This is a genomic window from Streptomyces sp. DT190 (genome assembly GCF_049846985.1).
Lineage (GTDB): Bacteria > Actinomycetota > Actinomycetes > Streptomycetales > Streptomycetaceae > Streptomyces.
Map to the genome: position 1 here is coordinate 211,883 of NZ_JBNCNM010000003.1, position 22,823 is coordinate 234,705.

The window sequence follows — 22,823 nt, forward strand, 5'->3', positions numbered from 1 at the left end:
GATCAGCCCTTCGAGAACATGCCGAGCATGCGGCGGGTGACGGCGAATCCGCCGAAGATGTTGATGCTCGCCAGCAGGATCGCGGCGAACGACAGCACGGTGACGGCGGTGTCGCCCTGCCCGATCTGCAGCAGCGCGCCGACCACGACGATCCCGGAGATGGCGTTGGTGACCGACATCAGCGGGGTGTGCAGGGCGTGGTGCACGTTGCCGATGACGTAGAAGCCGATGACGATCGCCAGGACGAACACCGTGAAGTGGCCGAGGAGTTCGCTCGGGGAGAAGGCCGTCACGAGGAACAGCGCGAGCGCCCCGGCCGCGACGAGGGCGTACGAGGAGCGGGCGCTGCGAGCGGGCTTGGCGGGTGCCTCGGGCGCGGCCGGGGCGGCGGGCTCCTTCGCGGCGCCGGACGCGGGCGCGGCGGACACCTGCACCGGGGGCGGCGGCCAGGTCTTCTCGCCCTCGCGGACCACGGTGATCGAGCGCTGCACGACGTCGTCGAAGTCGAGGACGAGCCGGCCGTCCTTGCCGGGCGTGAGCAGCTTCATCAGGTTGACGATGTTGGTGCCGTACAGCTGCGAGGCCTGGGCGGGGAGCCGGCCGGGCAGGTCGGTGTAGCCGATGATCGTCACGTCGTTGTCGGTGACGACGGCCTTGCCGGCCACCGTGCCCTCGACGTTGCCGCCCTGGGCCGCGGCCATGTCGACGATGACGCTGCCGGGCTTCATGCGGGCCACGTGCTCGGCGGTGATCAGCGTCGGCGCCGGGCGGCCGGGGATGAGCGCGGTGGTGATGACGATGTCGACGTCGGCGGCCTGCTCGGCGTACAGCTGCGCGGCGAGCCGGTTGTAGTCCTCCGAGGTGGCCTTGGCGTAGCCGTCGGTGCTGACCTCCTGCTCGGCGGAGACCGTCAGGAACTCACCGCCCAACGACCGCACCTGCTCGGCGACCTCGGGCCGCGGGTCGGTGGCCCGGACCACGGCGCCGAGGCTGCGCGCCGCGCCGATCGCGGCGAGCCCGGCCACTCCGGCACCGGCCACCAGCACCTTGGCCGGCGGCACCTTGCCGGCCGCGGTCACCTGGCCGGTGAAGAACCGGCCGAAGGCGTGTGCCGCCTCGACGACCGCCCGGTACCCGGCGATGTTCGCCATCGAGCTGAGCACGTCCAGGGACTGGGCGCGCGAGATGCGCGGCACGGCGTCCATGGCGAGCACGGTGATCGGCCGCCGTGCGAGCTCCTCGACCAGCTCCGGGTTGAAGGCCGGGCTGATCAGCGCGATCAGCGTGGCCCCGTCGCAGAGCCTGCCGAGCTCCTCGGTGGAGGGGGCGTTGACCTTCAGCACGATCGGGGCCGCCCACGGGTCGCCGAGCCGCGCCCCCGCCTCCTCGTAGGCCGCGTCGGAGAAGCGGGACGAGGCCCCCGCTCCCGGTTCGACCACCACGTCGTACCCGAGCGCGACAAGTCTCCCCACGGTGGCGGGCGTCGCCGCCACCCTGGTCTCGCCCGCAGTGGACTCGGCCGGGACGCCGATCCTCTGGGGTTCTGGTTCCGCTGGGACCATCGTCTGCCTCTCCCGTCGTTCGTGTGTCTGTCCTCCTTGGTGCCCGCATCCTGCACCTTCGACGCGGCATCCGTGGCGGGCCGTGGTCACATGGCCGGAGAGGCCGTCCTCACACGACCGGGGGGTTGCCGTGCAAGGCGTTCGGCGGTATCGGCGTGACGGCGTCAGGTGGTACCGGCGTGACCGGTGAGGCGACGGAGTCCCCTGATGCGACACGGCACCGCCGGGCGCAGACTGGGGCTGTGAGCACCGCGCGCCCAGGACGCGGGACCGCGTCCCCTCCCCGTACCGCCCCGCAGCAGTCGGTGGCGCTGGCGGCGATGATGTTCGCGGTCGCCATGACGTTCATCGACCAGACCATCGTGTCGATCGCGGCCCCGGACATCGTCCGCGAACTGGGCCTGTCGTCCTCCGGCATGCAGTGGGTGGTCAACGCCTATCTGCTGTCCCTCGCCGCGTTCTTCGCCCTCGGCGGGCGCCTGGCGGACCTCTACGGGCCGCGCCGGGTCGTCGTCGCCGGCACGCTCGTCTTCGTCGTCTCGTCGGTGCTGTGCGGCTGTGTGCCCGCCGGCGGTGCGGCGCAGACCTGGCTCATCGTGTTCCGCGCCACGCAGGGGCTCGGAGCGGCCCTGCTCTTCCCCGCGGCCCTGGCGGTGGTGGTGGCCGTGTTCCCGGTCGAGCGGCGCGGCCGCGCCCTCGCCCTGTTCTTCGGGGTCACCGGCGCGCTGACCGCCGTCGGGCCGCTGCTGGGCGGCTGGCTGACGAGCTGGACGTGGCGGGCCGTGTTCTGGGTCAACGTCCCCGTCGCGGTGGCGGCGTTGGTGCTCACGGCCCTGGCGCACCTGTCCGACCGGCGGCGGTCCGGCACGCTGGACGTGCGGGGCGCCGCCCTGGTCGCGGCCGGCATGGGCCTGAGCGTCCTGGGCTTCCAGCAGGCCTGGTCGTGGGGGTGGGACAGCTGGGCGACCTGGGTCTGCATCGCGGGCGGCGTCGCGGTGCTCTGCGTGTTCGTGCGCTTCGAGCACCGGGTCCGGCACCCGCTGGTCGACCTGCGGGTCTTCCGCGACAAGGCGTTCAGCGTCGACGCCGCGGTGCTGTTCTTCTCGATGCTCGCCTTCGTCCCGCTGTTCTTCTTCACCTCGGTCTACGCCCAGGTGTCGCTGAGCGCCTCACCGAACCAGGCGGCCCTGTTCCTGCTGTACTTCTTCGTGGGCTTCGCGATCGCCTCCCAGTGGGGCGGGCGGATCCTGGACAAGCAGGGGGCGCGCCCGGCGCTGAAGCTGGGCACCGCCCTGGGCTGCGTGGGGTTCGCGCTGTGGGCGGGCAAGCTCACCGACCTGTCCATGCACGACCAGTGGCCCTACGCGGCCCTGGCCGGGGCCGGGATCGGCTTCGTCCTGGCGCCGGCCTCCACGGACGCGGTGAACCGGTCCATCGGCGCCTCCTACGGCGAGGTCACCGGCATCACCCAGACCGTGCGCAACTACGCGGCGAGCGTGGGCCTGGCCGTCTACGGCACCGTCCTCACGCACGTCACCACCGGCAGGGTCGAGGACACCCTGACGTCGCGGGGGATGCCCGCCGACGACGCGAAGACCGTGGCCCGCGACGTCACCGAGTCGGTCACGGGCAACGGCGACGCCCGGCCGCCCACCGGCACCGGACCCACCGCCGAGGCGATGCGGGACGCGATGTCCGCGATCCGCATGGACTTCGCCGAGGCCAACCAGTGGGTGTTCTACGGCATGGCCATCGCCCTGGGCGTCGCCTTCCTGTGCGCCCTGCGCCACCCGGGCGGCAAGGCCGGCACGGCGGACCCGGCGGAGGCCGGGGAACCGGCGGCACGGGCCCGCTGACGCCGCCCGGACGCCCGCCCGTCAGGAGGCGAACATCGCGTCCGTGCGCTGCTGGATCTCCTCGGGGGTGAGGTCCTCGATCGTCCGGGAGACCATCCACAGGTGGCCGAACGGGTCGGCGAGCCGGCCGCCGCGCTGTCCGTAGGGCTGGTCGGCGACGGGGTACACCACCGTCGCCCCGGCCCGCACCATGGCGTCCGCGACCGCGTCCGGGTCGGTGACGTCCAGGGCCATGATCACGGGAGTGCCGCCGAGGGAGGGCGGGGCCGGGTCGCCGCCGTCCGCGTCCTTGACCGCGAGGACCGTGTCGCCGAGGCGCATCAGGGCGTGCACGATCCTGCCCTCGGGGCCGGTGTAGCGCTCGATCTCCTCGGCGCCGAGTGCGGTCCGGTAGAAGTCGATCGCGGCGGGTCCGTCGGAGACCACGAGCCGGGCGTGGAGCCGGGTGATGCGCGGGGTGGGGGTCGCGTGTGTCATGCCTCAACGGTGGCGGGTCCCGTGGGCCGTGGATTGTAGAAAAAGGCCGGGCGGCGGGCCCGTCACCCACCGAGCGGCACGTGGTTGCGGGCGAGCGGGGAGCGCGGTGCGTACGCGGTCGGGGTGATCCCGGCCAGCGCACGGAACTCGTGGATCAGGTGGGCCTGGTCGTGGTAGCCGCAGTCCGCGGCGAGGACCGCCCAGTCGGGCGCCCCGGGCGCGGTGTTCACCCGCGTCAGCAGCCGCTGGAAGCGCCGTACCCGGGCGTACCGCTTGGGCGGGAGCCCCAGCTGTTCGGTACACCGGCGGGCCAGCCGCCGGGAGGTCCAGCCGAGCCGGTCGGCGACCTCGGCCACGGGTGTCCCGCGGTCCAGCAGGGCGGCCGCGCGGCGGACCGCCGGATCGGGCTCCGGGGGCCCCACCGCCCGCCGCAGCAGGGTCCGCTCCACCTCCCGCAGGCACGCCTCGGGTCCGCCGGCGGCCCGGGCCTCCAGCAGCCGCTCGCGCAGCACCGCGCCGTCCGTGCCCCACAGTTCGTCCAGCCCCACGAGCCGGTCGCGCAGCGCGCCGACCGGAGCGGTGAGGAAGGGGCGGGCCCCGGCGGGCCGGAACGCCACCCACACGACGGCGCGTTGCTGCGCGGGGTCGATCAGCGCGGGCTGCGTGTACGGCCCTTGCAGGGCGGCTCCGCCGGTGCGCCGGTCCGGTCCGCCCGGCCGGGACGAGGTCAGGACGTCCCGGTCGAGGTTCACCAGCAGCTGCACCCCGCCGTTCGGCAGGGCCAGCTCGACGGGGTGCGGGAACCGGCCCTCGGCATACCCCAGCGCGCCGATCGACGGCCCGAGCGCGGGCGCCGACGGCCGGACGGTGAGCGCGACGGGTACGTCCTCGGCCGTTCGAGCCATGCGTCCAGCGTACGGCCGGAGAGCGGGGCCGGAAGGCCGGGCGGGGAGGGCCTCGGTGGCATCCGGCCGCGTCCGAACCGTTGACGGGGGTGTGGGCTCCCCCTATCTTCTGACCGCGTTCATGGCCGAATTCACGAACCACGTTCGAAATAACGGACAGAGCCGGTCTCCCCACCCCTGCCCCCGGAGAACTCCCTTGAGACGCATAGCCGTACGGCTGCTCCTGGCGGTCCTCGTCGCCCTGGCGACCTGCCTCTCCGGCGCGCCCGCACAGGCCGCCGCACCCGACTCCCCCGCCGTCACGTACACCAACCCCCTCGTGGAGAAGCGCGCCGATCCGCACATCTTCAAGCACACGGACGGCTACTACTACTTCACCGCGACCGTCCCCGAGTACGACCGCATCGTGCTGCGCAGGGCGACCACCGTCCAGGGACTCAAGTCGGCCCCGGAGACGACGATCTGGACCAAGCACGCCGGCGGTGTGATGGGGGCGCACATCTGGGCGCCGGAGATCCACTTCATCGACGGCAAGTGGTACGTGTACTTCGCGGCGGGCGCCACGAACGACGTCTGGGCGATCCGGATGTACGTCCTCGAGGGCACCGGCGCCAACCCGCTCACGGCCGCCTGGACGGAGAAGGGCCAGATCAGGACCCAGTGGGAGAGCTTCTCCCTGGACGCCACCACCTTCGTCGTGAACGGCGTGCGCTACCTGGCCTGGGCGCAGCGCGACCCGTCGGTGAACAACAACACCGACCTCTACCTCGCCAGGATGGCCAACCCCTGGACCATCACCGGGACGCCGGTGATGCTGTCGCGCCCCACCTACGCGTGGGAGACCGTCGGCTACAAGGTCAACGAGGGCCCGGCCGTGATCCAGCGCGGCGGCAAGGTGTTCATGACGTACTCCGCGAGCGCCACCGACAGCAACTACTGCCTCGGCATGCTCACCGCGTCCGCGAACGCCGACCTGCTCAGCCGGGCGTCCTGGACCAAGAGCCCCACCCCGGTGTTCGCGAGCAACGCCGCGACCGGCCAGTACGGTCCGGGCCACAACTCCTTCACCGTCTCCGAGGACGGCAAGAGCGACATCCTCGTCTACCACGACCGCAGCTACAAGGACATCAGCGGCGACCCGCTGAACGACCCCAACCGCCGCACGCGTGTGCAGAAGGTCTACTGGAACGCCGACGGCACCCCGAACTTCGGCATCCCCGTGGCCGACGGGGTCACCCCGCAGCGCTTGTCGTCGTACAACTTCCCGGACCGGTTCGTCCGGCACTACGACTACCGGGCCCGCATCGAGGCGAACGTCACCCCGCTCGCCGACTCGCAGTTCCGCGTCGTGCCCGGCCTGGCGGGCAGCGGCACCGTCTCGCTGGAGTCGGCGAACTTCCCCGGTCACTACCTGCGGCACGACAACTTCGAGGTGTGGCTGGAGCGGAACGACGGCAGCGCCCGGTTCGCCGCCGACGCCGCCTTCCACCGGCGCGCCGGGCTCGCCGACTCCACGGGCGTCTCGTTCGAGTCGTACAACCATCCCGGGCGCTACGTCCGCCACTGGGAGTACCTGCTGAACGTGCAGGCGGTGAGCACGGCCACGGACCGGGCGGACGCCACCTTCCACGCCCGGTGACGGCACGCCATATGTGCGTGATGTTCTGATTGTCCTCCCGGTGGGCGGGCACTCAGGGCATGTGCAGACACGACAGGGCATGCGACCGCGCAGGGTGCTGCTCACCGGGTGGTTCAGCTTCCGCGACGGGGAGGCCACCGCCGGGGACGTACTGGCCCTGCGCCGGGTGGAGGACGTACTACGGGGGACGGGCATCCGCTACGACATCGCCTGGAGTCCCGGCTTCCGGCCGGAGGCGCTGCACCTGGACCGGCTGTGGCCCGGGGACTACAGCCACCTGGTGTTCGTGTGCGGTCCGCTGCACGGGCCGCAGGTCGAGGAGCTGCACCGGCGGTTCGCGCACTGCGTGCGGATCGCCGTCGGCACCTCGGTGATCGACCCCGACAGCGCGGCCGTCACCGGCTTCCACCGGGTGCTGCCCCGGGACGCGCCGGACAGCGAGCCGGTGGAGGACCTGGCGGCCCGCGCGCCCCAGGTGCCCGCCCGGCCGGTGGTCGGGGTGATCCTCACGCACGGGCAGGAGGAGTACGGGCAGCTGCGGCGGCACGGGCAGGTCGCCGAGGAGGTGACGCGCTGGCTGGCCGCGAAGGACTGCGCCCGGCTGGAGCTGGAGACCCGGCTCGACACCCACGACTGGCATCTGAGCGCCACGCCCGCGCAGCTGCAGTCCGTGCTGGCCCGGCTGGACCTGGTGGTCACCGACCGGCTGCACGGCCTGGTGATCGCGCTGCGGGTCGGCACCCCGGTCCTGGCCGTCGACCCGGTCTCCGGCGGCGCCAAGCTGACCGCGCAGGCACGGGCCTGCGGCTGGCCCGCGCTGGTGCCCGCCGACCGGCTGGACGTACGGCAGTTGGACCGATGGTGGGACTGGTGCCTGACCGGTGGGCGGGTGACGGCACGGCAGATCCGGGACGGGTTCCGCGAGGGCGCCGCGCCGGACAGCGCGGACCGGCTCGTCGAGGCGCTGGCGCGGCCGGTCCCCGGTTAGCCCCCGGATGTCACGGGGCACCCGCACGTCCGGTCCCCCGCCACGCGTCCCCGCCGCACGTCCCGCCGGGAGGACCCACGGTCAGGCCGCCCGGAAGGAGAACCGCGTGTCCATCAGCCGCCTCCCCGACCACGAGCAGCGCATTCTCGACGAGATGGAGCGCGTCCTGCGCCGTGACCGGCGCCTGGACCGCCGGCTGCGCACCCTCCGGCTGAGCCGCCTGCCCGACCCGGCCCGGATACTCTCCCGGATCGCCTCCTACCGTCCCCGCGTCCTGACGGTGGCGGTCCTCCTCGCGGTGTCGACGGGTCTGATGGTGGTCGGGATGGCCACCTCCGAACCCGCCGTCATCTGGGCGTTCGCCGCCCTGTGGCCCGTCACGCTGTTCGCCGGCTTCCGACTGATGTGCCGCTGGTGCGGCGGCTGACCGGTCCTCGCATGATGATCGCCGGGCGAGGACCGGTCAGCCCGTGCCGGGCAGGGCGTCGACGGCGTTCAGGACGTCGTCCGGGGTGATGCGCAGCAGTGCGGGATCGGGGTGGTGGCCGTGCGGGTCGCCCTCCGGGCCGTACCAGAGCGCGCGGTGGCGCGGGTCGGGTGGCGGGCCCCAGTGGCTCGGTGCGACCGGGCCGAACAGGGTGACCGAGCGGGTCGCGTGGGCGACCGCGAGGTGGGCGATGCCGGTGTCGCCGCTGATGACGACCTGCGCGTCGGCGACGAGCGCGGCCAGCCGGCCGAAGGGCAGGCCGCCGCCGAAGACGTCCGTGTCGGGCAGGCCGGCCTGCTTGGCGAGCCGCGCCACGAGGTCGCCCTCGTCGGGTCCGCCGCTGACGACCACCCGCAGGCCCCGGGCGCGCAGCTCCGTGGCGACGGCCGCGTAGCGCTCCACGGGCCAGCAGCGGGCGGGTGATCCGGCCCCGGGGTGCAGCACGGCCGCGCCGGGCGCCGGGGAGGCCGTGGCCGGGCGGGGCAGGCGCAGGTCGGCCGGGTCGGCGTCGATGCCGTACGCCCGGAGCAGCCGGCACCAGCGGTCGCGCTCGTGCTCGTCCGCGTACCAGGGCGGGCCGTCGATCTCGGGGGTGTCGGGGTGGGCGAAGGCGAGCAGCCGCGGCGGGCGCAGCGCCATCAGCAGACGGTGGCTGGGCGGGCCGTTGCCGTGCAGGTCGACGGCGACGTCCGGGGGCGGGCCGGTCCAGTCGAGCGACCGCGGTACGGCGCGCCCCGGGGCGGCGGCGGGCAGCAGCCGGTCCACGGCGCCGCTGGCCTCGGCGACCGGTGCGAGCCCGGCGGGCGCGGCCAGGACGAGTTCGTGCCGCGGGTAGGCCCGCCGCAGGGCGCGCAGGGCGGGTACGCCGGCGAGGAGGTCGCCGAGTCCCAGGGCGCGCAGGACGAGGAGGCGGGGCGGCGTCGCGTCGGGTGCCGGGTCGGGTGTCATGGCAGCAGACTGCCCCGTGTCCCCGGCGCCCGCCCCCGCTGCCCGCTCATCGGGTGCGTCATCGGGCTCCTCGCGCCGCCCGCGCCGGCAGGGCGGTGGAGGAGCGGCCGTCACAGGCGAGCAGCCGGCGCCGTCCGCCGCGTGCCGGGACGCCGTAAAACGGCCGGACACCCACCGGGGCGGCACACCCGTCGCGGCGCGTTCGCGCACCGGCGGCGGGCGGTGGCCCGGCCAGCGGTCGCCCGGGGCGCGTTCGTGCGGGCGCTGCGGGTGCTGCCGGTGCTGCGGGACGACGGCGTCGGTGGGGTCGGAGGCGGTGGTCCGGGGAACGTGCACGTGCCCCGGCGGGGACCTCATCTCTCGGCCCGGACCTTCTCCACGGCGGTGACCACGTCGTGCGCGGTGACGGTGTCCAGGCACGGGTGGCCGGGCACGGGGCACTGCCGGGCCCTGCTGTCCGCGCAGGGCGCGTCCTGGTCGCCGAGCAGCACGTACGGGACGCCGTAGGGCCGCCAGCGCTCGGCGGGCACGACCGGCGCGAACAGGGAGACGACCGGGGTGCCGACGGCGGCGGCGAGATGGGCGGGGCCGGTGTTGCCGGTGACCACGGCGTCGGCGCCCGCGAGGACGCCGGACAGTTCCGCCGCGCCGGTGCGGCCGCCGAGGTCGAGGGCCTGCCCGCCCGCGACGAACGCGGTCAGCCCGCTCTCCCCCGCACCGCCGGTGACCACCACCCGGTGCCCGGCGGCGGCCAGTTCGCGCACCGCCTCGGCGCAGCGCTCAGGGCTCCAGGCGCGGGCGGGGACGCTGGCGCCGGGGTGCACGACGACGTAGGGGCCGGGGCCGGTGAGGCCCGCGGTCGCCGGCGGCGGGAGCACCCGCAGCCGGCCGTCGTCGGGCGCCGGGAACCCGGCGGCCTCGGCGAGGTCGAGGGCGGCCTCGGCCTCGTGGGCGTGCGGGGCGCGCTGGTGGCGCACGTCGAGCAGCGAGCCGGGGTGGTCCTCGCTGTCGGCGGCGATGAAGCCGACGCCGGCCAGGCGCAGCAGCAGGGCGGCGGGCAGCGGCGACTGGTGGAAGGAGGTGAGGATCAGCGCGGTGTCGGCGTCGATGGTGTCGATGAGCTGGTCGACCTCGCCGCGGCCGACGGGCGGAGGTGTGAATCCCACCCAGGGCGCGTCCCAGACGAGGATGTCGTCCACGCCGGGGAGCAGCCGGGCCGCGGGGGCGCCACGCGGTCCGCACAGCACGATGACGGTGTCTGCGCGGGCGGCGACCGCGCGGATCGCGGGACCGGCGAGCAGCACGTCGCCGAAGCTGTCGAGTCGGGTCACGAGGGCTTTCACCGGCACCTCCCGGATCCGGGGCCGGTGGTGAAGGCCTCCTGGACGGGTCGTTCGTCGACGAGGACGCGGCCCCGCGGCACTCCGCCGAGCACCGCGCGGACGGCGGTCGCGAGGTCGGGCGCGACGTGGTCGGCCGCCGTGACCTCCTCGGGGCGGGTCTGCTCGGTGGGGACGAGGATGCCGTGGGCGCCGGCCCGGCGGGCGGCCTCCACGTCGGCGCCGATGTCGCCGACGACGACGAGGTCGGCGGGGTGGGCGCAGAGGCGTCCGGCCGCCCACAGCACCATGCCGGGCTGCGGCTTGCGGCACCGGCAGCCGTCGTCGGGGCCGTGCGGGCAGACGGCGATCACGTCGAAGGGACCGAGGAGTTCGTCGACGCGGTGGTTGACGCGGCGGACGTCGGCCTCGGTGAGCAGCCCACGGGCGACACCGGACTGGTTGGTGACGACGCCGGTGGCGATGCCGTGCTCGCGCAGGCCGGCGAGCGCGTCGCGGGCGCCGTCGACGGGGCGTACCAGGTCGGGGTCGCCGTTGTAGGGGACGTCCTCGACGAGAGTGCCGTCGCGGTCGAAGAGCACGGCCTTGACGGGGCGGGCCGGGCTCACGGGGTCACCTCCTGCTGCCGGGCGAGGGCGCCGGGCGTGGTCACCGAGGATGCGCATGGGCAACGTGCTCCGTCCCGTGCGGGGTGAAGACCTACGGTGCAAGCGAGTGCCGCGGACGAGCTGACTTAAACAATTGATGCCAACTGCCTACGTAAGTAGCGATTCGTCACAGAATACGACCGAAAAACTATAAACAGCGCGTATACATGCTATGTATAGTCCCGGCATGCCTTCTCTGACCAAGAAGATGAAGAAAACGGGGACCGCGTTCCGGACGGCCGGGACGCTCGCGGCGGCCGCCGCCCTCACCCTCGCCCTGAGCGGCTGCTCGGGCACCGACACCACCGCCCCCAGCGCCGTCCGGGCCGAACCGGCCGCCGGCGCCCCGGCGGCCCGGTACGGCAGCGTGGACTGCCGCGAGGCCAAGTGCATCGCGCTCACCTTCGACGCCGGGCCGAGCGAGCACTCCGCGCGTCTGCTGGACATCCTGAAGGACAAGCAGGTCCCGGCGACCTTCTTCCTGCTGGGCGAGCGGCACATCGAGAAGTACCCGGAGCTGGTGCGGCGGATGGCCGACGAGGGCCACGAGGTGGCCGGCCACACCTGGGACCACAAGATCCTGACCGGCCTGGGACCCGAGGAGATACGCGAAGAACTGGAGCGCCCGAACCGCGAGATAGAGCGCCTCACCGGCCGCCGTCCCACCCTGGTGCGCCCGCCGCAGGGCCGCACCAACGACACCGTGCACGAGATCTGCCGCGAACTGGGCCTCTCCGAGGTGCTGTGGACCGTGACGGCGAAGGACTACACGACCACCGACCCGGAGCTGATCGGCCGCCGCGTCCTCGCCCAGGCGTCCCGGGACGGCATCATCCTGCTGCACGACATCTACGACGGCACGGTGCCGGCCGTGCCCGGGATCGTCGACGCGCTGAAGGAACGGGGCTATGTCTTCGTGACGGTGCCGCAGTTGCTGGCACCGGGGACGGCGCGGCCAGGGGCCGTGTACCGGTGACGGGCCGCGGCGAAAGGGCGTTGCGCAGCGCCGGCGAGCACGGGGAGGGTGCCAGGGCGTCGAAGGGAGACCACGTGCCGCACCCCCTCCAGGAGATCCCCCTGCCCGACCCCTCACCCCGTCCTGCGAACCGCACGGCATCACGGTGGGGCCGGACGGGGCGCTGTGGGTGGCCCTGGAGACGGGGGCGGTGGCGCGGGTGACGCCGTAGGGCGGTGGGGCCGCCGGGGCGCGAGCGGCGGGGCCGGTGCGTGGGCCGGGCGGGTGAACGGGGCGCGGGCGCGGCGGCGGGCGGCGCGGGTTCCTTACGATCGTGCCGTGGCGAACATCGAGCTCCAGCGCACGGCCCCGCTCCCCCTCGACGAGGCGTGGCGCCGGATCACGGCGTGGCCCCGGCACGGCGACGTCGTGCCCCTGACGGTGGTCCGGGTGGTCCCGCCCGGCCCGACCCGCGAGGGCACGCGCGTCGTGGCCCGCTCGGGCGTCGGCCCGCTGGGCTTCGACGACCCGATGGAGATCACCGTGTGGCGGCCACCGCGGGACGGATCACCCGGGATGTGCCGGCTGGAGAAACGCGGCCGGGTGGTGCTGGGCTGGGCGGAGCTGGAGGTGCGGCCGGGTCCGGGCGGGCGCACCCGGGTGCTGTGGCGCGAGGAGATCAGGCTCCGCTTCCTGCCGCCGCTCTTCGACGGGGTGGTACGGGCGTCGGCGCGGCACGTGTTCGGCCGGGCACTGAACCACTTGCTCCGCCGCCCCTGACCCCGGCGCGGACGCCCCGGGGGGCCGGACGGGCAGGCCGCGTCCGCGACCGTGCCGGCCGGCACGGACGGGCAGGCGCCGGGACGCGCCCGTCCCGCCTCAGGCCACCGACCCGATCCGCCCCACCTCACCCGCCCCGGGCTCGTGGTGGATCGGCGTGTGCGCTCCCGTCAGCGACACCCCGCTTCCGCCGCGCCGCCCCGCGACGATCTCCGCCGCGATCGACAGGGCCGTCTCCTCGGGCGTACGAGCGCCGAGGTCGAGGCCGATCGGCGAGTGCAGACGGCTCAGCTCCCTCTCCGTGACGCCGACTTCGCGCAGACGGTCGTTGCGGTCCAGGTGGGTGCGCCGGGAGCCCATGGCGCCGACGTACGCCACCGGCAGCCGCAGGGCGAGCTTCAGCAGGGGCACGTCGAACTTGGCGTCGTGGGTCAGCACGCACAGCACCGTGCGGGCGTCGACCTCCGTGCGCTCCAGGTAGCGGTGGGGCCAGTCGACGACGATCTCGTCCGCCTCGGGGAAGCGCGTCCGGGTCGCGAAGACGGGGCGGGCGTCGCACACCGTGACGTGGAAGCCGAGGAACTTGCCGACGCGGACCAGCGCCGAGGCGAAGTCGATCGCGCCGAACACGATCATGCGGGGCGCGGGGACCGAGGACTCGACCAGGACCGTGAGCGGTGCTCCGCAGCGAGAGCCCTGCTCTCCGATCTCCAGGGTGCCGGTGCGTCCGGCGTCCAGGAAGGCGCCCGCCTCGGCCGCGACCGTACGGTCCAGCTCGGGGTGGGCGCCGAAGCCGCCCGAGCGGGAGCCGTCGGGGCGGACCAGCAGGGCGCGGCCCGTCAGGCCGGCCGGGCCGGACACGATCCGCGCCACCGCCGCCGCCTCCCCTCGCGCGGCGGCGGCGAGCGCGGCCGCGACCACCGGGCGGACCGGATCGGCGGCCCGCACCGGGGTGACCAGGATGTCGATGACGCCGCCGCAGGTCAGGCCCACGGCGAAGGCGTCGTCGTCGCTGTAGCCGAAGCGCTCGAGGACGGTCTCGCCGTCCCGCAGCGCCTGCGCGCACAGTTCGTAGACCGCGCCCTCCACACAGCCGCCGGAGACCGAGCCGACGGCCGTGCCGTCGGCGTCCACCGCGAGCGCGGCGCCGGGCTGCCGGGGCGCGCTGCCGCCCACGGCCACCACGGTGGCCACGGCGAAGTCGCGGCCCTGCCCGACCCACCGGTTCAGCTCCTCGGCGATGTCCAGCATCTGTCTCGGTCTCCTTAGGGCTGCTGCGGCGGGGCGGGGCGTCAGTGGACGCCCAGCCAGCTCTCGATCGGGTTGAGGGCGAAGTAGACGAGGAACACCGCCGTGAGGATCCACATGAAGATGCCGATCTCGCGCCACTTGCCCTGGGCGGTCTTGATGGCGACGTAGGAGATGACGCCGGCGGCCACACCGGTGGTGATGGTGTACGTGAACGGCATCAGCACGACCGTCAGGAACACCGGGACGGCGGTGGCGCGGTCGGCCCAGTCCACGTGCCGGGCGTTCATCAGCATCATCGCGCCGATGACCACGAGGGCGGCGGACGCCACCTCCTGCGGCACGATCGCGGTGAGCGGGGTGAAGAACAGGCAGGCCGCGAAGAACAGTCCGGTGACGACCGAGGCGAGGCCCGTGCGCGCGCCCTCGCCGACGCCGGTGGCCGACTCGATGAACACCGTCTGCCCGGAGCCGCCCGACACACCGCCGATCGCCCCGCCGGCCCCGTCGATGAACAGCGCCTTGGACAGGCCCGGCATCCGGCCCTTGTCGTCGGCGAGCTTCGCTTCCGTGCCGACGCCGATGATGGTCGCCATGGCGTCGAAGAACCCGGCGAGCACCAGGGTGAAGACGATCATGCCGACGGTCATCGCGCCGACCTGCCCCCAGCCGCCGAACTCGACGTCGCCGAAGAGTGAGAAGTCCGGCATGGACACGGCACCGCCGTGCAGTTCGGGGGCCCCGGCCGCCCACTCCTCGGGGTCGACGACGCCGGCGGCGTTCAGGAGCGCGGCGACGACCGTGCCGCCGACGATGCCGATGAGGATGGCGCCCGGGATGTTGCGGGCCTGCAGCATGAAGATCAGCAGCAGGGTGCCGGCGAAGAGCAGGACCGGCCAGCCGGCGAGTTCGCCCGCCGGTCCGAGCGTGACGGGGGTGGCCTCGCCCTGGTGCACGAAGCCGGACTTGTAGAAGCCGATGAGGGCGATGAACAGGCCGATGCCCATGGTGATGCCGTGCTTGAGCGCGAGCGGGATCGCGTTCATGATCATCTCGCGCAGGCCGGTGACGACCAGCAGCATGATGACGACGCCGTACATCACGCACATGCCCATCGCCTGCGGCCAGGTCATCTCGGGCGCGACCTGGGAGGCGAGCACCCCGGAGACGGACAGGCCCGCGGCGAGCGCGAGCGGGACCTTGCCGACGAAGCCCATCAGCAGAGTGGTCAGGGCCGCCGCGAACGCGGTCGCGGTGATCAGCGCCTGCTGCCCGAGGGTGGCCCCGGCCGCGTCCTTGCCGGACAGGATCACGGGGTTGAGCAGGAGGATGTACGCCATCGCCATGAAGGTCGTGATGCCGCCGCGCACTTCGCGGGCGACGGTGGACCCTCTGTGGGATATGTGGAAGTACCGGTCGAGCCAGGACCGCCCGGCCGGGACGCGGGTGCCTTCGCCCGCGTCGTCGGCTGTGGTCCTCGGCTCCGTGGACTGCTGGGTCATGTGGGCCTACTCCCAAGGTTCATAGGGGCACCCGCGGCTCGTCGCGACGACGTGCGGGATTTGGGAAGGTGCTTCGGCCGCACGACCCGGGGGACGGCCCGAGACGAACGATCAGACGGTGTGCGAGGACCGCGAGCGGTGCGGTTCCCGGTCCTCCGGGCGGCGCGGGAAGGTGACGTCCCGGTGCGCCGCCCGGAGAGCTCTCACGCGGTGCCGGTCAGGTGCTCGGGGCGGACCGGCGTCCTGTTCAGCTCCAGTCCGGTCGCCGCGCGGATCGCCGCGAGCACGGCCGGCGTGGACGACAGGGTGGGGGCCTCGCCGACGCCGCGCAGCCCGTACGGGGCGTGCTCGTCGGCGAGTTCGAGCACGTCGACGGGGATGGTCGGCGTGTCGAGGATGGTGGGGATCAGGTAGTCGGTGAAGGAGGGGTTCTTGACCTTCGCCGTCTTCGGGTCGACGACGATCTCCTCCATGACCGCCACGCCCAGGCCCTGGGTCGTGCCGCCCTGGATCTGGCCGATGACCGACAGCGGGTTGAGGGCCTTGCCGACGTCCTGGGCGCAGGCCAGCTCGATCACCTTGACCAGGCCGAGCTCGGTGTCGACCTCGACGACGGCGCGATGCGCGGCGAAGGAGTACTGCACGTGCCCGTTGCCCTGGCCGGTGCGCAGGTCGAAGGGCTCGGTCGGCCGGTGCCGCCACTCCTCCTCGACCTCCACGATCTCGTCCTCCAGCACGTCGGCCAGGTCGCCGAGGACCTCGCCGCCGTCGGTGACGACCTTGCCGCCCTCCAGGAGCAGTTCGGCCGTCGCCCAGGCCGGGTGGTAGGAGCCGAACTTGCGGCGGCCGATCTCCAGGACCTTCTCGCGGACGAGTTCGCAGGCGTTCTTGACCGCGCCGCCGGTGACGTACGTCTGCCGTGAGGCCGAGGTCGAACCGGCGCTGCCCACCTGGGTGTCGGCCGGGTGGATGGTCACCTGCGTGACGCCCAGCTCGGTGCGGGCGATCTGCGCGTGGACGGTGACGCCGCCCTGCCCGACCTCCGCCATGGCCGTGTGGACGGTGGCCACCGGTTCCCCGCCCAGGACCTCCATGCGGACCTTGGCGGTGGAGTAGTCGTCGAACCCCTCGGAGAAGCCGACGTTCTTGATGCCGACCGCGTAGCCGACGCCGCGTACGACGCCCTCGCCGTGCGTGGTGTTGGACAGGCCGCCCGGCAGCTGCCGTACGTCGGCGCCCTCGCTGGACTCCCACTGGCGCTCCGGCGGCATCGGCATCGCCTTGACGCGGCGCAGGAGTTCGGCGACCGGGGCCGGGGAGTCGACGGGCTGGCCGGTGGGCAGGAGGGTGCCCTGCTCCATCGCGTTGAGCCGGCGGAACTCCACCGGATCCATGCCGAGTGCGTGCGCCAGCTTGTCCATCTGCGCCTCGTAGGCGAAGCAGGCCTGGACCGCGCCGAAGCCGCGCATGGCGCCGCAGGGCGGGTTGTTGGTGTAGAGGGCGATGGCCTCGATGTCGACGTCGTCGATCGCGTACGGGCCGGCCGACAGGGACGAGGCGTTGCCGACGACCGCCGGGGAGGCGGAGGCGTAGGCGCCGCCGTCCAGGACGATCCGGCACTTCATGTGCGTGAGCTTGCCGTCCCTGGTCGCCCCGTGCTCGTAGTGCAGCTTCGCGGGGTGGCGGTGGACGTGCCCGAAGAAGGACTCGAACCGGTTGTAGACGATCTTGACGGGCTTGCCGGTGCGCAGCGCCAGCAGGCAGGCGTGGATCTGCATCGACAGGTCCTCGCGGCCGCCGAAGGCCCCGCCCACGCCGGACAGCGTCATGCGCACCTTGTCCTCGGGCAGGCCGAGCACGGGCGCGATCTGGCGCAGGTCGCTGTGCAGCCACTGGGTGGCGATGTAGAGGTGGACGCCGCCGTCCTCCTCGGGCACGGCGAGGCCGGACTCGGGGCCGAGGAAGGCCTGGTCCTGCATGCCGAAGGTGTACTCGCCCTCGACGATCACGTCGGCCCGCCTGCGCGCCTCCTCGACGTCGCCGCGCACGATCGGCTGGCGGTGCACGATGTTGGGGTGCGGGACGTGGCCGGCGTGGTGGTCGTCGCGGTTCTCGTGGACGAGGACCGCGTCCGGGGCGGTCGCGGAGGCCTCGTCGGTGACGACCGGCAGCTCCCGGTACTCCACCTTGATCTTCGCGGCGGCGCGGCGCGCGGTCTCCGGGTGGTCGGCGGCGACGACGGCGACCGGCTCGCCGTGGTGGCGGACCTTGCCGTGGGCGAGGACCGGGGTGTCCTGGATCTCCAGGCCGTAGTTCCGCACCTCGGTCGGCAGGTCGTCGTAGGTCAGCACGGCGTACACGCCCGGCATCGCCAGCGCCTCACCGGTGTCGATGGAGACGATCTCCGCGTGCGCGACGGTGGAGCGGAGGATCTGGCCCCACAGCATGTCCTCGTGCCACATGTCGGAGGAGTACGCGAACTCTCCGGTGACCTTGAGGGTGCCGTCCGGGCGGAGCGTGGACTCGCCGATGCCGCCCTTGGTCTGCGAGCCCTGCGTGATCCTGGTGGGGGTTCCGTTGGGTGAGGACACGATCAGACCGCCTCTGACTGCCGGGCGGCCGCCAGGCGGACCGCGTCCATGATCTTCTCGTAGCCGGTGCAGCGGCACAGGTTGCCCGACAGGGCCTCGCGGATGTCCGCGTCGGTCGGGTTGGGGTTGCGCTCCAGCATCTCGTCGGCGGCGACCAGCAGACCGGGCGTGCAGAAGCCGCACTGGACGGCGCCGGCGTCGATGAACGCCTGCTGGATCGGGGAGAGTTCGGTGCCCTCGCCGGTGTGCGAGTCGGCGCCCTTGGCCTGCCACGCCTGGGCGTCCTGCAGCCCGGTGCCGCACGCCCCGGAGGCGCAGCCGCCCTCGGCGCGCTGCCTGGCGTACTCGGCGAGGCCCTCGACGGTGACGACCTCGCGGCCCTCCACCTGCCCGGCCGCGACCAGGCACGAACACACCGGCACACCGTCCAGGCGGACCGTGCACGAGCCGCACTCGCCCTGCTCGCAGGCGTTCTTGGAACCCGGCAGTCCGAGCCGCTCCCTCAGCACGTACAGCAGGGACTCGCCCTCCCACACGTCGTCGGCTTCCTGCGGACGGCCGTTGACCGTGAAGTTGACGCGCATTACGCAGCTCCCTCGGTGGCGCGGCGGGCGCCGCGGTAGGACTCCCAGGTCCAGGTCAGCGTGCGGCGGGCCATGACGCCGACCGCGTGGCGGCGGTAGCTCGCGGTGCCCCGGACGTCGTCGATCGGGTTGCAGGCGGCGGAGCACAGGTCCGCGAACTGCTTGGCGACCGACGGGGTGATGATCCTGCCGTTGTCCCAGAAGCCGCCCTCCTCCAGCGCGGCGTTCAGGAACTCCTCGGCGGCCTTGGCCCGCACGGGCGTCGGGGCCGCGGAGCCGATGCCGGTCCGCACGGTCCGCGACCGCGGGTGCAGCGCCAGCCCGAAGGCGCACACGGCGATGACCATCGCGTTGCGGGTGCCCACCTTGGAGAACTGCTGCGGCCCGTCGGCCTTCTTCACGTGCACGGCCCGGATGAGCTCGTCCGCCGCCAGCGCGTTGCGCTTCACACCCGTGTAGAACGCGTCGATCGGGATCCGGCGCGCTCCGCGCACCGACTCGACCTCCACCTCGGCGCCCGCGGCGAGCAACGCCGGGTGGGCGTCGCCGGCCGGGGAGGCGGTGCCGAGGTTGCCGCCGACGCCGCCGCGGTTGCGGATCTGCGGGGAGGCGACCGTGTGCGAGGCCAGGGCGAGCCCCGGCAGTTCGGCACGGAGGTTCTCCATGATCCGCGAGTACGGCACGGAGGCGCCGAGCCGCACGCTCTCCTCGCCGACCTCCCACTCGGACAGGTCGCCGATGCGGTTCAGGTCCATGAGGTACTCGGGCCGGCGGTGGTCGAAGTTGATCTCGACCATCACGTCGGTGCCACCCGCAATCGGCACAGCGGTGGGGTGCTCGGCTTTCGCGGCGAGCGCCTCCTCCCAGCTGGCGGGGCGAAGGAAGTCCATGACCGGCTCTCTTCTTCGTCTTCTCGTGGGGCGTTCAGATTGAGCCAATCCGTGTGCGGCGGTCCCGGCTCGTTCATGTGCTGTTTACGCGTAGTGGTCTCAGTACACAGCGCCGTACTCCGAGGGGGTCAGTCACGGAAACCATGAAGGAGTTGGCTGGCCAGGAGTGGCATCTTGTAGATTCGTATGAACGGAGGCCCTCGGTAACCTCCTCGTTTTCCTGTGGAAACGCGCGACACGACCGCGTGACCTGGACCACAGCCGGGACACGGTCCGAGGACGGCGAACGCCGCCCGCCGGACCACCGGACAGGCGTTCCCTCCGGGGTCCACCGAGATCCACCATAGTTTTCGAGACAAAGAACGGCGGCGACGAGAATGCGGCTGCGCGCACTGCTGGACACGGACGCGCTGGGCCTCAAGCTGCTCGGCGGCGAGGACGAGCTGGACCGCGCCGTGCGCGGCGTGATGACCACCGACCTGCGCGACCCGAGCCGCTACCTCTCGGGCGGTGAGCTGGTGCTCACGGGCCTGGCCTGGCGCCGGGACGCCGAGGACTCGGAGCCGTTCGTGCGTCTGCTGGTGCAGGCCGGGGTGGCCGCCCTGGCCGCGGGCGAGGCCGAGCTGGGCGATGTGCCGGAGGACCTGGTCGTGGCCTGCGCCCGGCACCGTCTGCCGCTCTTCGCGGTGCACGAGTCGGTGGCCTTCGCGACGATCACCGAGCACGTCGTGCGGCAGGTCTCGGGCGAACGCGCCGGCGATCTCGCGGCGGTGGTCGACCGGCACCGCCGGATGATGACGTCGGGCCCGGCCGGCGGCGGCCCGGACGTGGTCCTCGACCTGCTCGGCTCCGACCTCGACCTGCGGGCCTGGGTCCTCTCCCCCACCGGCCGCCTCATCGCGGGCTCGAAGGCCGCGGGCCCCGCCCTGCCCGCCGAGGCCTGCGCCCGCCTGGCGGCGGAACACCTGTCCGCCACCCGCACCGGCCGCCGCGGCCCGCACCGCGTCATCCTGGGCTCCACCACCTACTCGCTCTTCCCGGTCCGCTCGACGGGCCGCTCCCCGCAGAGCGCCCGGGACGTGCGGGAGACCGTGCTGTCCGACTGGCTGCTTGCGGTCGAGGCGGACGCCGGGGACTGGGCCGAGGAGCGCCTCGACCTGCTGCACGGCGTCACCCAGCTGATCGCCGTCGAACGGGACCGCAGGGACGCCGCCCGCACGGTCCGCCGCCGCCTGGCCCAGGAGGTCCTGGAACTGGTCCAGACGGGCGCGGCCCCCGCCGAGATCGCCGCCCGCCTGCGCGTGGCCGCTCCGGTGCTGCTGCCCGGCCTCGGCGCGGCGCCGCACTGGCAGGTCGTGGTGGCCCGTGTGGACTGGGACGGCGCCGAGACCGAGACCGGCCCGGTCGCCCAGGCCCTGCTGGAGGAGGTCCTCGTCGACCCCCGGGCGGCCGGCCCCGAGCACTCCGACCGCATCGCGGTCGCGCACACCGGCGACGAGGCGATAGCCCTGGTGCCCCTCCCGGCCGTCTCCACCGAGCACGACGGCTCGGAGACCGGCGTCCTCGCCGACGCGCTCCTGGAGTCGGTACGGTCCCCCCTCACGGCCGGCCTGGACGACGACGGCCGCCTCACCCTCGGCGTCAGCGCGGCCGTGCACTCGGCGGAGGGCCTGCGCGGCGCGCTGGAGGAGGCCCGCCACGCCCGGCGCGTCGCCGCGGCCCGCCCGGGCCGGGTCTGCGCGGCGGGCCACCAGGAACTGGCCAGCCACGTCCTGCTGCTCCCCTTCGTCCCGGACGACGTCCGCCGCGCCTTCACCGCCCGCCTCCTGGACCCCCTGCGCGACTACGACCGCCGCCACCGCGCCGAGCTGATCCCGACCCTGGAGGCCTTCCTCGACTGTGACGGCTCCTGGACCCGCTGCGCCACCCGTCTGCACCTGCACGTCAACACGCTGCGCTACCGCGTCGGCCGCATCGAGCAGTTGACGAGCCGTGACCTGTCGCGGCTCGAGGACAAGCTGGACTTCTTCCTGGCCCTGCGGATGAGCTGAGCAACGGGGCTGTCCCGGCCCAAACCCGGGACGCCCCGGAGTCCCACGACTTTGTGAAATCCTTCACCCACCCTCTTGGCCCGGCCCTGCGATTCGTGCTGAGATGCCGCCACCACTCAACAGCTCGATGGCGTGCTCGGGGAGGGCAACGTGGCGCATACCGCCATGTCTGGTAACGGAACGACCGCTGGTGACGATCCCCTCCAGACCGCGGTATGGCGGCTGCGCTCCCGCGGGTGCTGGGCCGACGCGGCCGCGCTGCTGCTGCCCGCCACCCCGGCGGCGGCGCTGCAACGCGCGTCCTTGCTGGTCGAACGGTGTCTGTACACCGAGGAGGGCTGGGAGGAGGCCGAGGACGCGCTGCGCACGGCCGAGGCCCTGGCCCACAGCGACGACGAGCGCGGCGCGGCCGCTTGTGAACGCGGGTACTTGGCGTACGCGGCGACCCTGCTGGCCGTCCGGGACCGGGCCGACGAGGCCCGGGCCGCGCTGGGCCGGGCGGCGGCGCTGATCCCTCCGGGAGCTGCGGCCCGCGCCCTGCTGGACTTCCGCCGGGGCCTGCTGGCGGAGAACCTGACGAGTGCGCCCCAGGCCGCGCGGGCCGCCTACCGCCGCGCCCACGCGGGCGCCACGGCCCACGCCGACCCGCTGCTGCTCTCCTTCACCTGGCGCCACCTCGCCGGACTCGCCCTGCGCGACGGCGAGTTGGCCGAGGCCCGGCACGGCTTCACCGAGTCGCTGCGGATCCGCGAGGAACTGGGCTACCTGGTGGGCACGGCCCCGGCGCTGGTGTCCCTGGCCGACACGGAGACGGAACCGGAGGCGTCCCGGCTCCGGGCGGAGGCACGACGTCTGTACCGCCTCCTCGGGGGCGTGCCGACGTGGCTGGCCCGCCAGCTGACACCGGCGCCCCCGGCGGCCACGGCCTGAGGGGATCGCGCCGTGCGGGCTCACACCACCCGGCTCATCAAGAGCGCGACGGCGACGGCCAGGGACCCTCCCAGCACGATCTCCGTGCAGGCGCGCCCGCGGACGCCGTGGCCGTCGACGGCCAGTTCCCTCGGATCGTCCGCGGAGTGGAACACGGTGACCCGTGCGTGCGCACGGGCCCTGATGGGTCGCTTCCTGCTGCCGACGCCCTGCTCGACGGTGCGGCCGTCCGGGGTGGTGAAGCTGAGCAGGGGGTTGATCACCCAGTCGCCCCTGCCGCGGGAGTGCGACGCCGGGACGCCCGGGACCGGGCCGACCACCCGGGCCTCGGTGCGGATGCCGCGGCGGCGCAGTTCGTTGTGGGCCATCAGGTGGTAGGCGCCGCTCCCGGCCCAGACGAGGCCGGTGACGAGGGGGACGAGGAAGACGAGCAGGTCCATGGG

The 22,823-nt window shown here is 73.6% G+C and carries 20 protein-coding genes and 1 pseudogene; 9 read left to right on the top strand and 12 right to left on the bottom strand.

The features are described 5' to 3' along the window. Positions 1-2: 2 nt before the first annotated feature. The gene (locus ACPXCS_RS07800; protein WP_425944625.1) at positions 3-1,562 is read right to left on the bottom strand and encodes a Re/Si-specific NAD(P)(+) transhydrogenase subunit alpha; all 1,560 of its coding nucleotides are present in this window, start codon (positions 1,560-1,562) and stop codon (positions 3-5) included. A gap of 320 nt (positions 1,563-1,882) precedes the next feature. Between ACPXCS_RS07800 and ACPXCS_RS07805 the strand changes: the two genes are divergently transcribed. Continuing rightward, positions 1,883-3,418, top strand: coding sequence for an MFS transporter (locus tag ACPXCS_RS07805; RefSeq protein ID WP_425944958.1), 1,536 nt, complete (start codon positions 1,883-1,885; stop codon positions 3,416-3,418). Between the two features lie 21 nt (positions 3,419-3,439). On the opposite strand, the gene ACPXCS_RS07810 is transcribed toward ACPXCS_RS07805, so the two are convergent. Together ACPXCS_RS07810 and ACPXCS_RS07815 are read right to left on the bottom strand one after the other, a co-directional pair. Continuing rightward, positions 3,440-3,895 (bottom strand): VOC family protein, encoded by a 456-nt coding sequence (locus ACPXCS_RS07810; RefSeq protein ID WP_425944626.1) that lies wholly within the window; start codon positions 3,893-3,895, stop codon positions 3,440-3,442. Between the two features lie 62 nt (positions 3,896-3,957). Continuing rightward, entirely contained in the window at positions 3,958-4,800 is an 843-nt protein-coding gene (locus ACPXCS_RS07815) for a helix-turn-helix domain-containing protein (RefSeq protein WP_425944627.1), read from the bottom strand. A gap of 196 nt (positions 4,801-4,996) precedes the next feature. Between ACPXCS_RS07815 and ACPXCS_RS07820 the strand changes: the two genes are divergently transcribed. From ACPXCS_RS07820 to ACPXCS_RS07830, 3 genes are all read left to right on the top strand, one after another. Further along, positions 4,997-6,439 (top strand): family 43 glycosylhydrolase, encoded by a 1,443-nt coding sequence (locus ACPXCS_RS07820; RefSeq protein WP_425944628.1) that lies wholly within the window; start codon positions 4,997-4,999, stop codon positions 6,437-6,439. Between the two features lie 79 nt (positions 6,440-6,518). Further along, entirely contained in the window at positions 6,519-7,427 is a 909-nt protein-coding gene (locus tag ACPXCS_RS07825; protein WP_425944629.1) for a polysaccharide pyruvyl transferase family protein, read from the top strand. 106 nt (positions 7,428-7,533) lie between these two features. Further along, positions 7,534-7,854 carry a DUF3040 domain-containing protein gene (locus ACPXCS_RS07830; RefSeq protein WP_425944630.1) on the top strand — a complete coding sequence of 107 codons (321 nt, stop codon included), beginning with the start codon at positions 7,534-7,536 and terminating at the stop codon, positions 7,852-7,854. 36 nt (positions 7,855-7,890) lie between these two features. Here the strand turns inward: ACPXCS_RS07830 and ACPXCS_RS07835 are convergent, their stop codons facing one another. The 3 genes from ACPXCS_RS07835 to ACPXCS_RS07845 form a co-directional block, all read right to left on the bottom strand. Continuing rightward, positions 7,891-8,862 (bottom strand): glycosyltransferase family 9 protein, encoded by a 972-nt coding sequence (locus ACPXCS_RS07835; protein WP_425944631.1) that lies wholly within the window; start codon positions 8,860-8,862, stop codon positions 7,891-7,893. Positions 8,863-9,215: 353 nt separating this feature from the next. After that, the gene (locus ACPXCS_RS07840; protein WP_425944632.1) at positions 9,216-10,205 is read right to left on the bottom strand and encodes a glycosyltransferase family 9 protein; all 990 of its coding nucleotides are present in this window, start codon (positions 10,203-10,205) and stop codon (positions 9,216-9,218) included. Continuing rightward, positions 10,202-10,810, bottom strand: a complete 609-nt coding sequence (locus ACPXCS_RS07845; RefSeq protein WP_425944633.1) for a D-glycero-alpha-D-manno-heptose-1,7-bisphosphate 7-phosphatase — start codon at positions 10,808-10,810, stop codon at positions 10,202-10,204. Before ACPXCS_RS07845 ends, ACPXCS_RS07840 begins: the two co-directional genes overlap by 4 nt. Positions 10,811-11,036: 226 nt before the next feature. Between ACPXCS_RS07845 and ACPXCS_RS07850 the strand changes: the two genes are divergently transcribed. The 3 genes and pseudogenes from ACPXCS_RS07850 (at position 11,037) to ACPXCS_RS07860 (ending at position 12,584) form a co-directional block, all read left to right on the top strand. After that, on the top strand, positions 11,037-11,825 hold the full coding sequence (locus tag ACPXCS_RS07850) for a polysaccharide deacetylase family protein (RefSeq protein WP_425944634.1): 789 nt from the start codon (positions 11,037-11,039) through the stop codon (positions 11,823-11,825). 115 nt (positions 11,826-11,940) lie between these two features. After that, positions 11,941-12,036: pseudogene (locus ACPXCS_RS07855) on the top strand (virginiamycin B lyase); the annotation flags it as partial. A gap of 107 nt (positions 12,037-12,143) precedes the next feature. Next, complete coding sequence (locus tag ACPXCS_RS07860; protein ID WP_425944635.1) at positions 12,144-12,584, top strand: SRPBCC family protein; 441 nt, start codon at positions 12,144-12,146, stop codon at positions 12,582-12,584. 99 nt (positions 12,585-12,683) lie between these two features. On the opposite strand, the gene ACPXCS_RS07865 is transcribed toward ACPXCS_RS07860, so the two are convergent. From ACPXCS_RS07865 to ACPXCS_RS07885, 5 genes are all read right to left on the bottom strand, one after another. Continuing rightward, positions 12,684-13,835: an XdhC family protein gene (locus ACPXCS_RS07865; RefSeq protein WP_425944636.1), complete on the bottom strand. Its 1,152-nt coding sequence runs from the start codon at positions 13,833-13,835 to the stop codon at positions 12,684-12,686. Positions 13,836-13,876: 41 nt separating this feature from the next. Beyond that, positions 13,877-15,334, bottom strand: a complete 1,458-nt coding sequence (locus ACPXCS_RS07870) for an NCS2 family permease (protein WP_425944637.1) — start codon at positions 15,332-15,334, stop codon at positions 13,877-13,879. Positions 15,335-15,537: 203 nt separating this feature from the next. Beyond that, entirely contained in the window at positions 15,538-17,925 is a 2,388-nt protein-coding gene (gene pucD / locus ACPXCS_RS07875; protein WP_425944638.1) for a xanthine dehydrogenase subunit D, read from the bottom strand. A gap of 2 nt (positions 17,926-17,927) precedes the next feature. Continuing rightward, positions 17,928-18,509, bottom strand: a complete 582-nt coding sequence (locus tag ACPXCS_RS07880; RefSeq protein WP_425944639.1) for a (2Fe-2S)-binding protein — start codon at positions 18,507-18,509, stop codon at positions 17,928-17,930. Further along, the gene (locus ACPXCS_RS07885) at positions 18,509-19,399 is read right to left on the bottom strand and encodes an FAD binding domain-containing protein (RefSeq protein ID WP_425944640.1); all 891 of its coding nucleotides are present in this window, start codon (positions 19,397-19,399) and stop codon (positions 18,509-18,511) included. The genes ACPXCS_RS07880 and ACPXCS_RS07885 overlap by 1 nt, the downstream gene beginning before the upstream one ends. A 377-nt stretch (positions 19,400-19,776) precedes the next feature. Here ACPXCS_RS07885 and ACPXCS_RS07890 point away from each other — a divergent pair, with 377 nt between their 5' ends. Continuing rightward, positions 19,777-21,450, top strand: a complete 1,674-nt coding sequence (locus ACPXCS_RS07890) for a PucR family transcriptional regulator (protein WP_425944641.1) — start codon at positions 19,777-19,779, stop codon at positions 21,448-21,450. Positions 21,451-21,600: 150 nt separating this feature from the next. After that, positions 21,601-22,380 (top strand): hypothetical protein, encoded by a 780-nt coding sequence (locus ACPXCS_RS07895; RefSeq protein WP_425944642.1) that lies wholly within the window; start codon positions 21,601-21,603, stop codon positions 22,378-22,380. A 20-nt stretch (positions 22,381-22,400) separates the two neighbouring features. Here ACPXCS_RS07895 and ACPXCS_RS07900 read toward each other — a convergent pair whose 3' ends face one another. Then, positions 22,401-22,820, bottom strand: a complete 420-nt coding sequence (locus tag ACPXCS_RS07900) for a DUF3592 domain-containing protein (protein WP_425944643.1) — start codon at positions 22,818-22,820, stop codon at positions 22,401-22,403. Between the last annotated feature and the right edge of the window lie 3 nt (positions 22,821-22,823).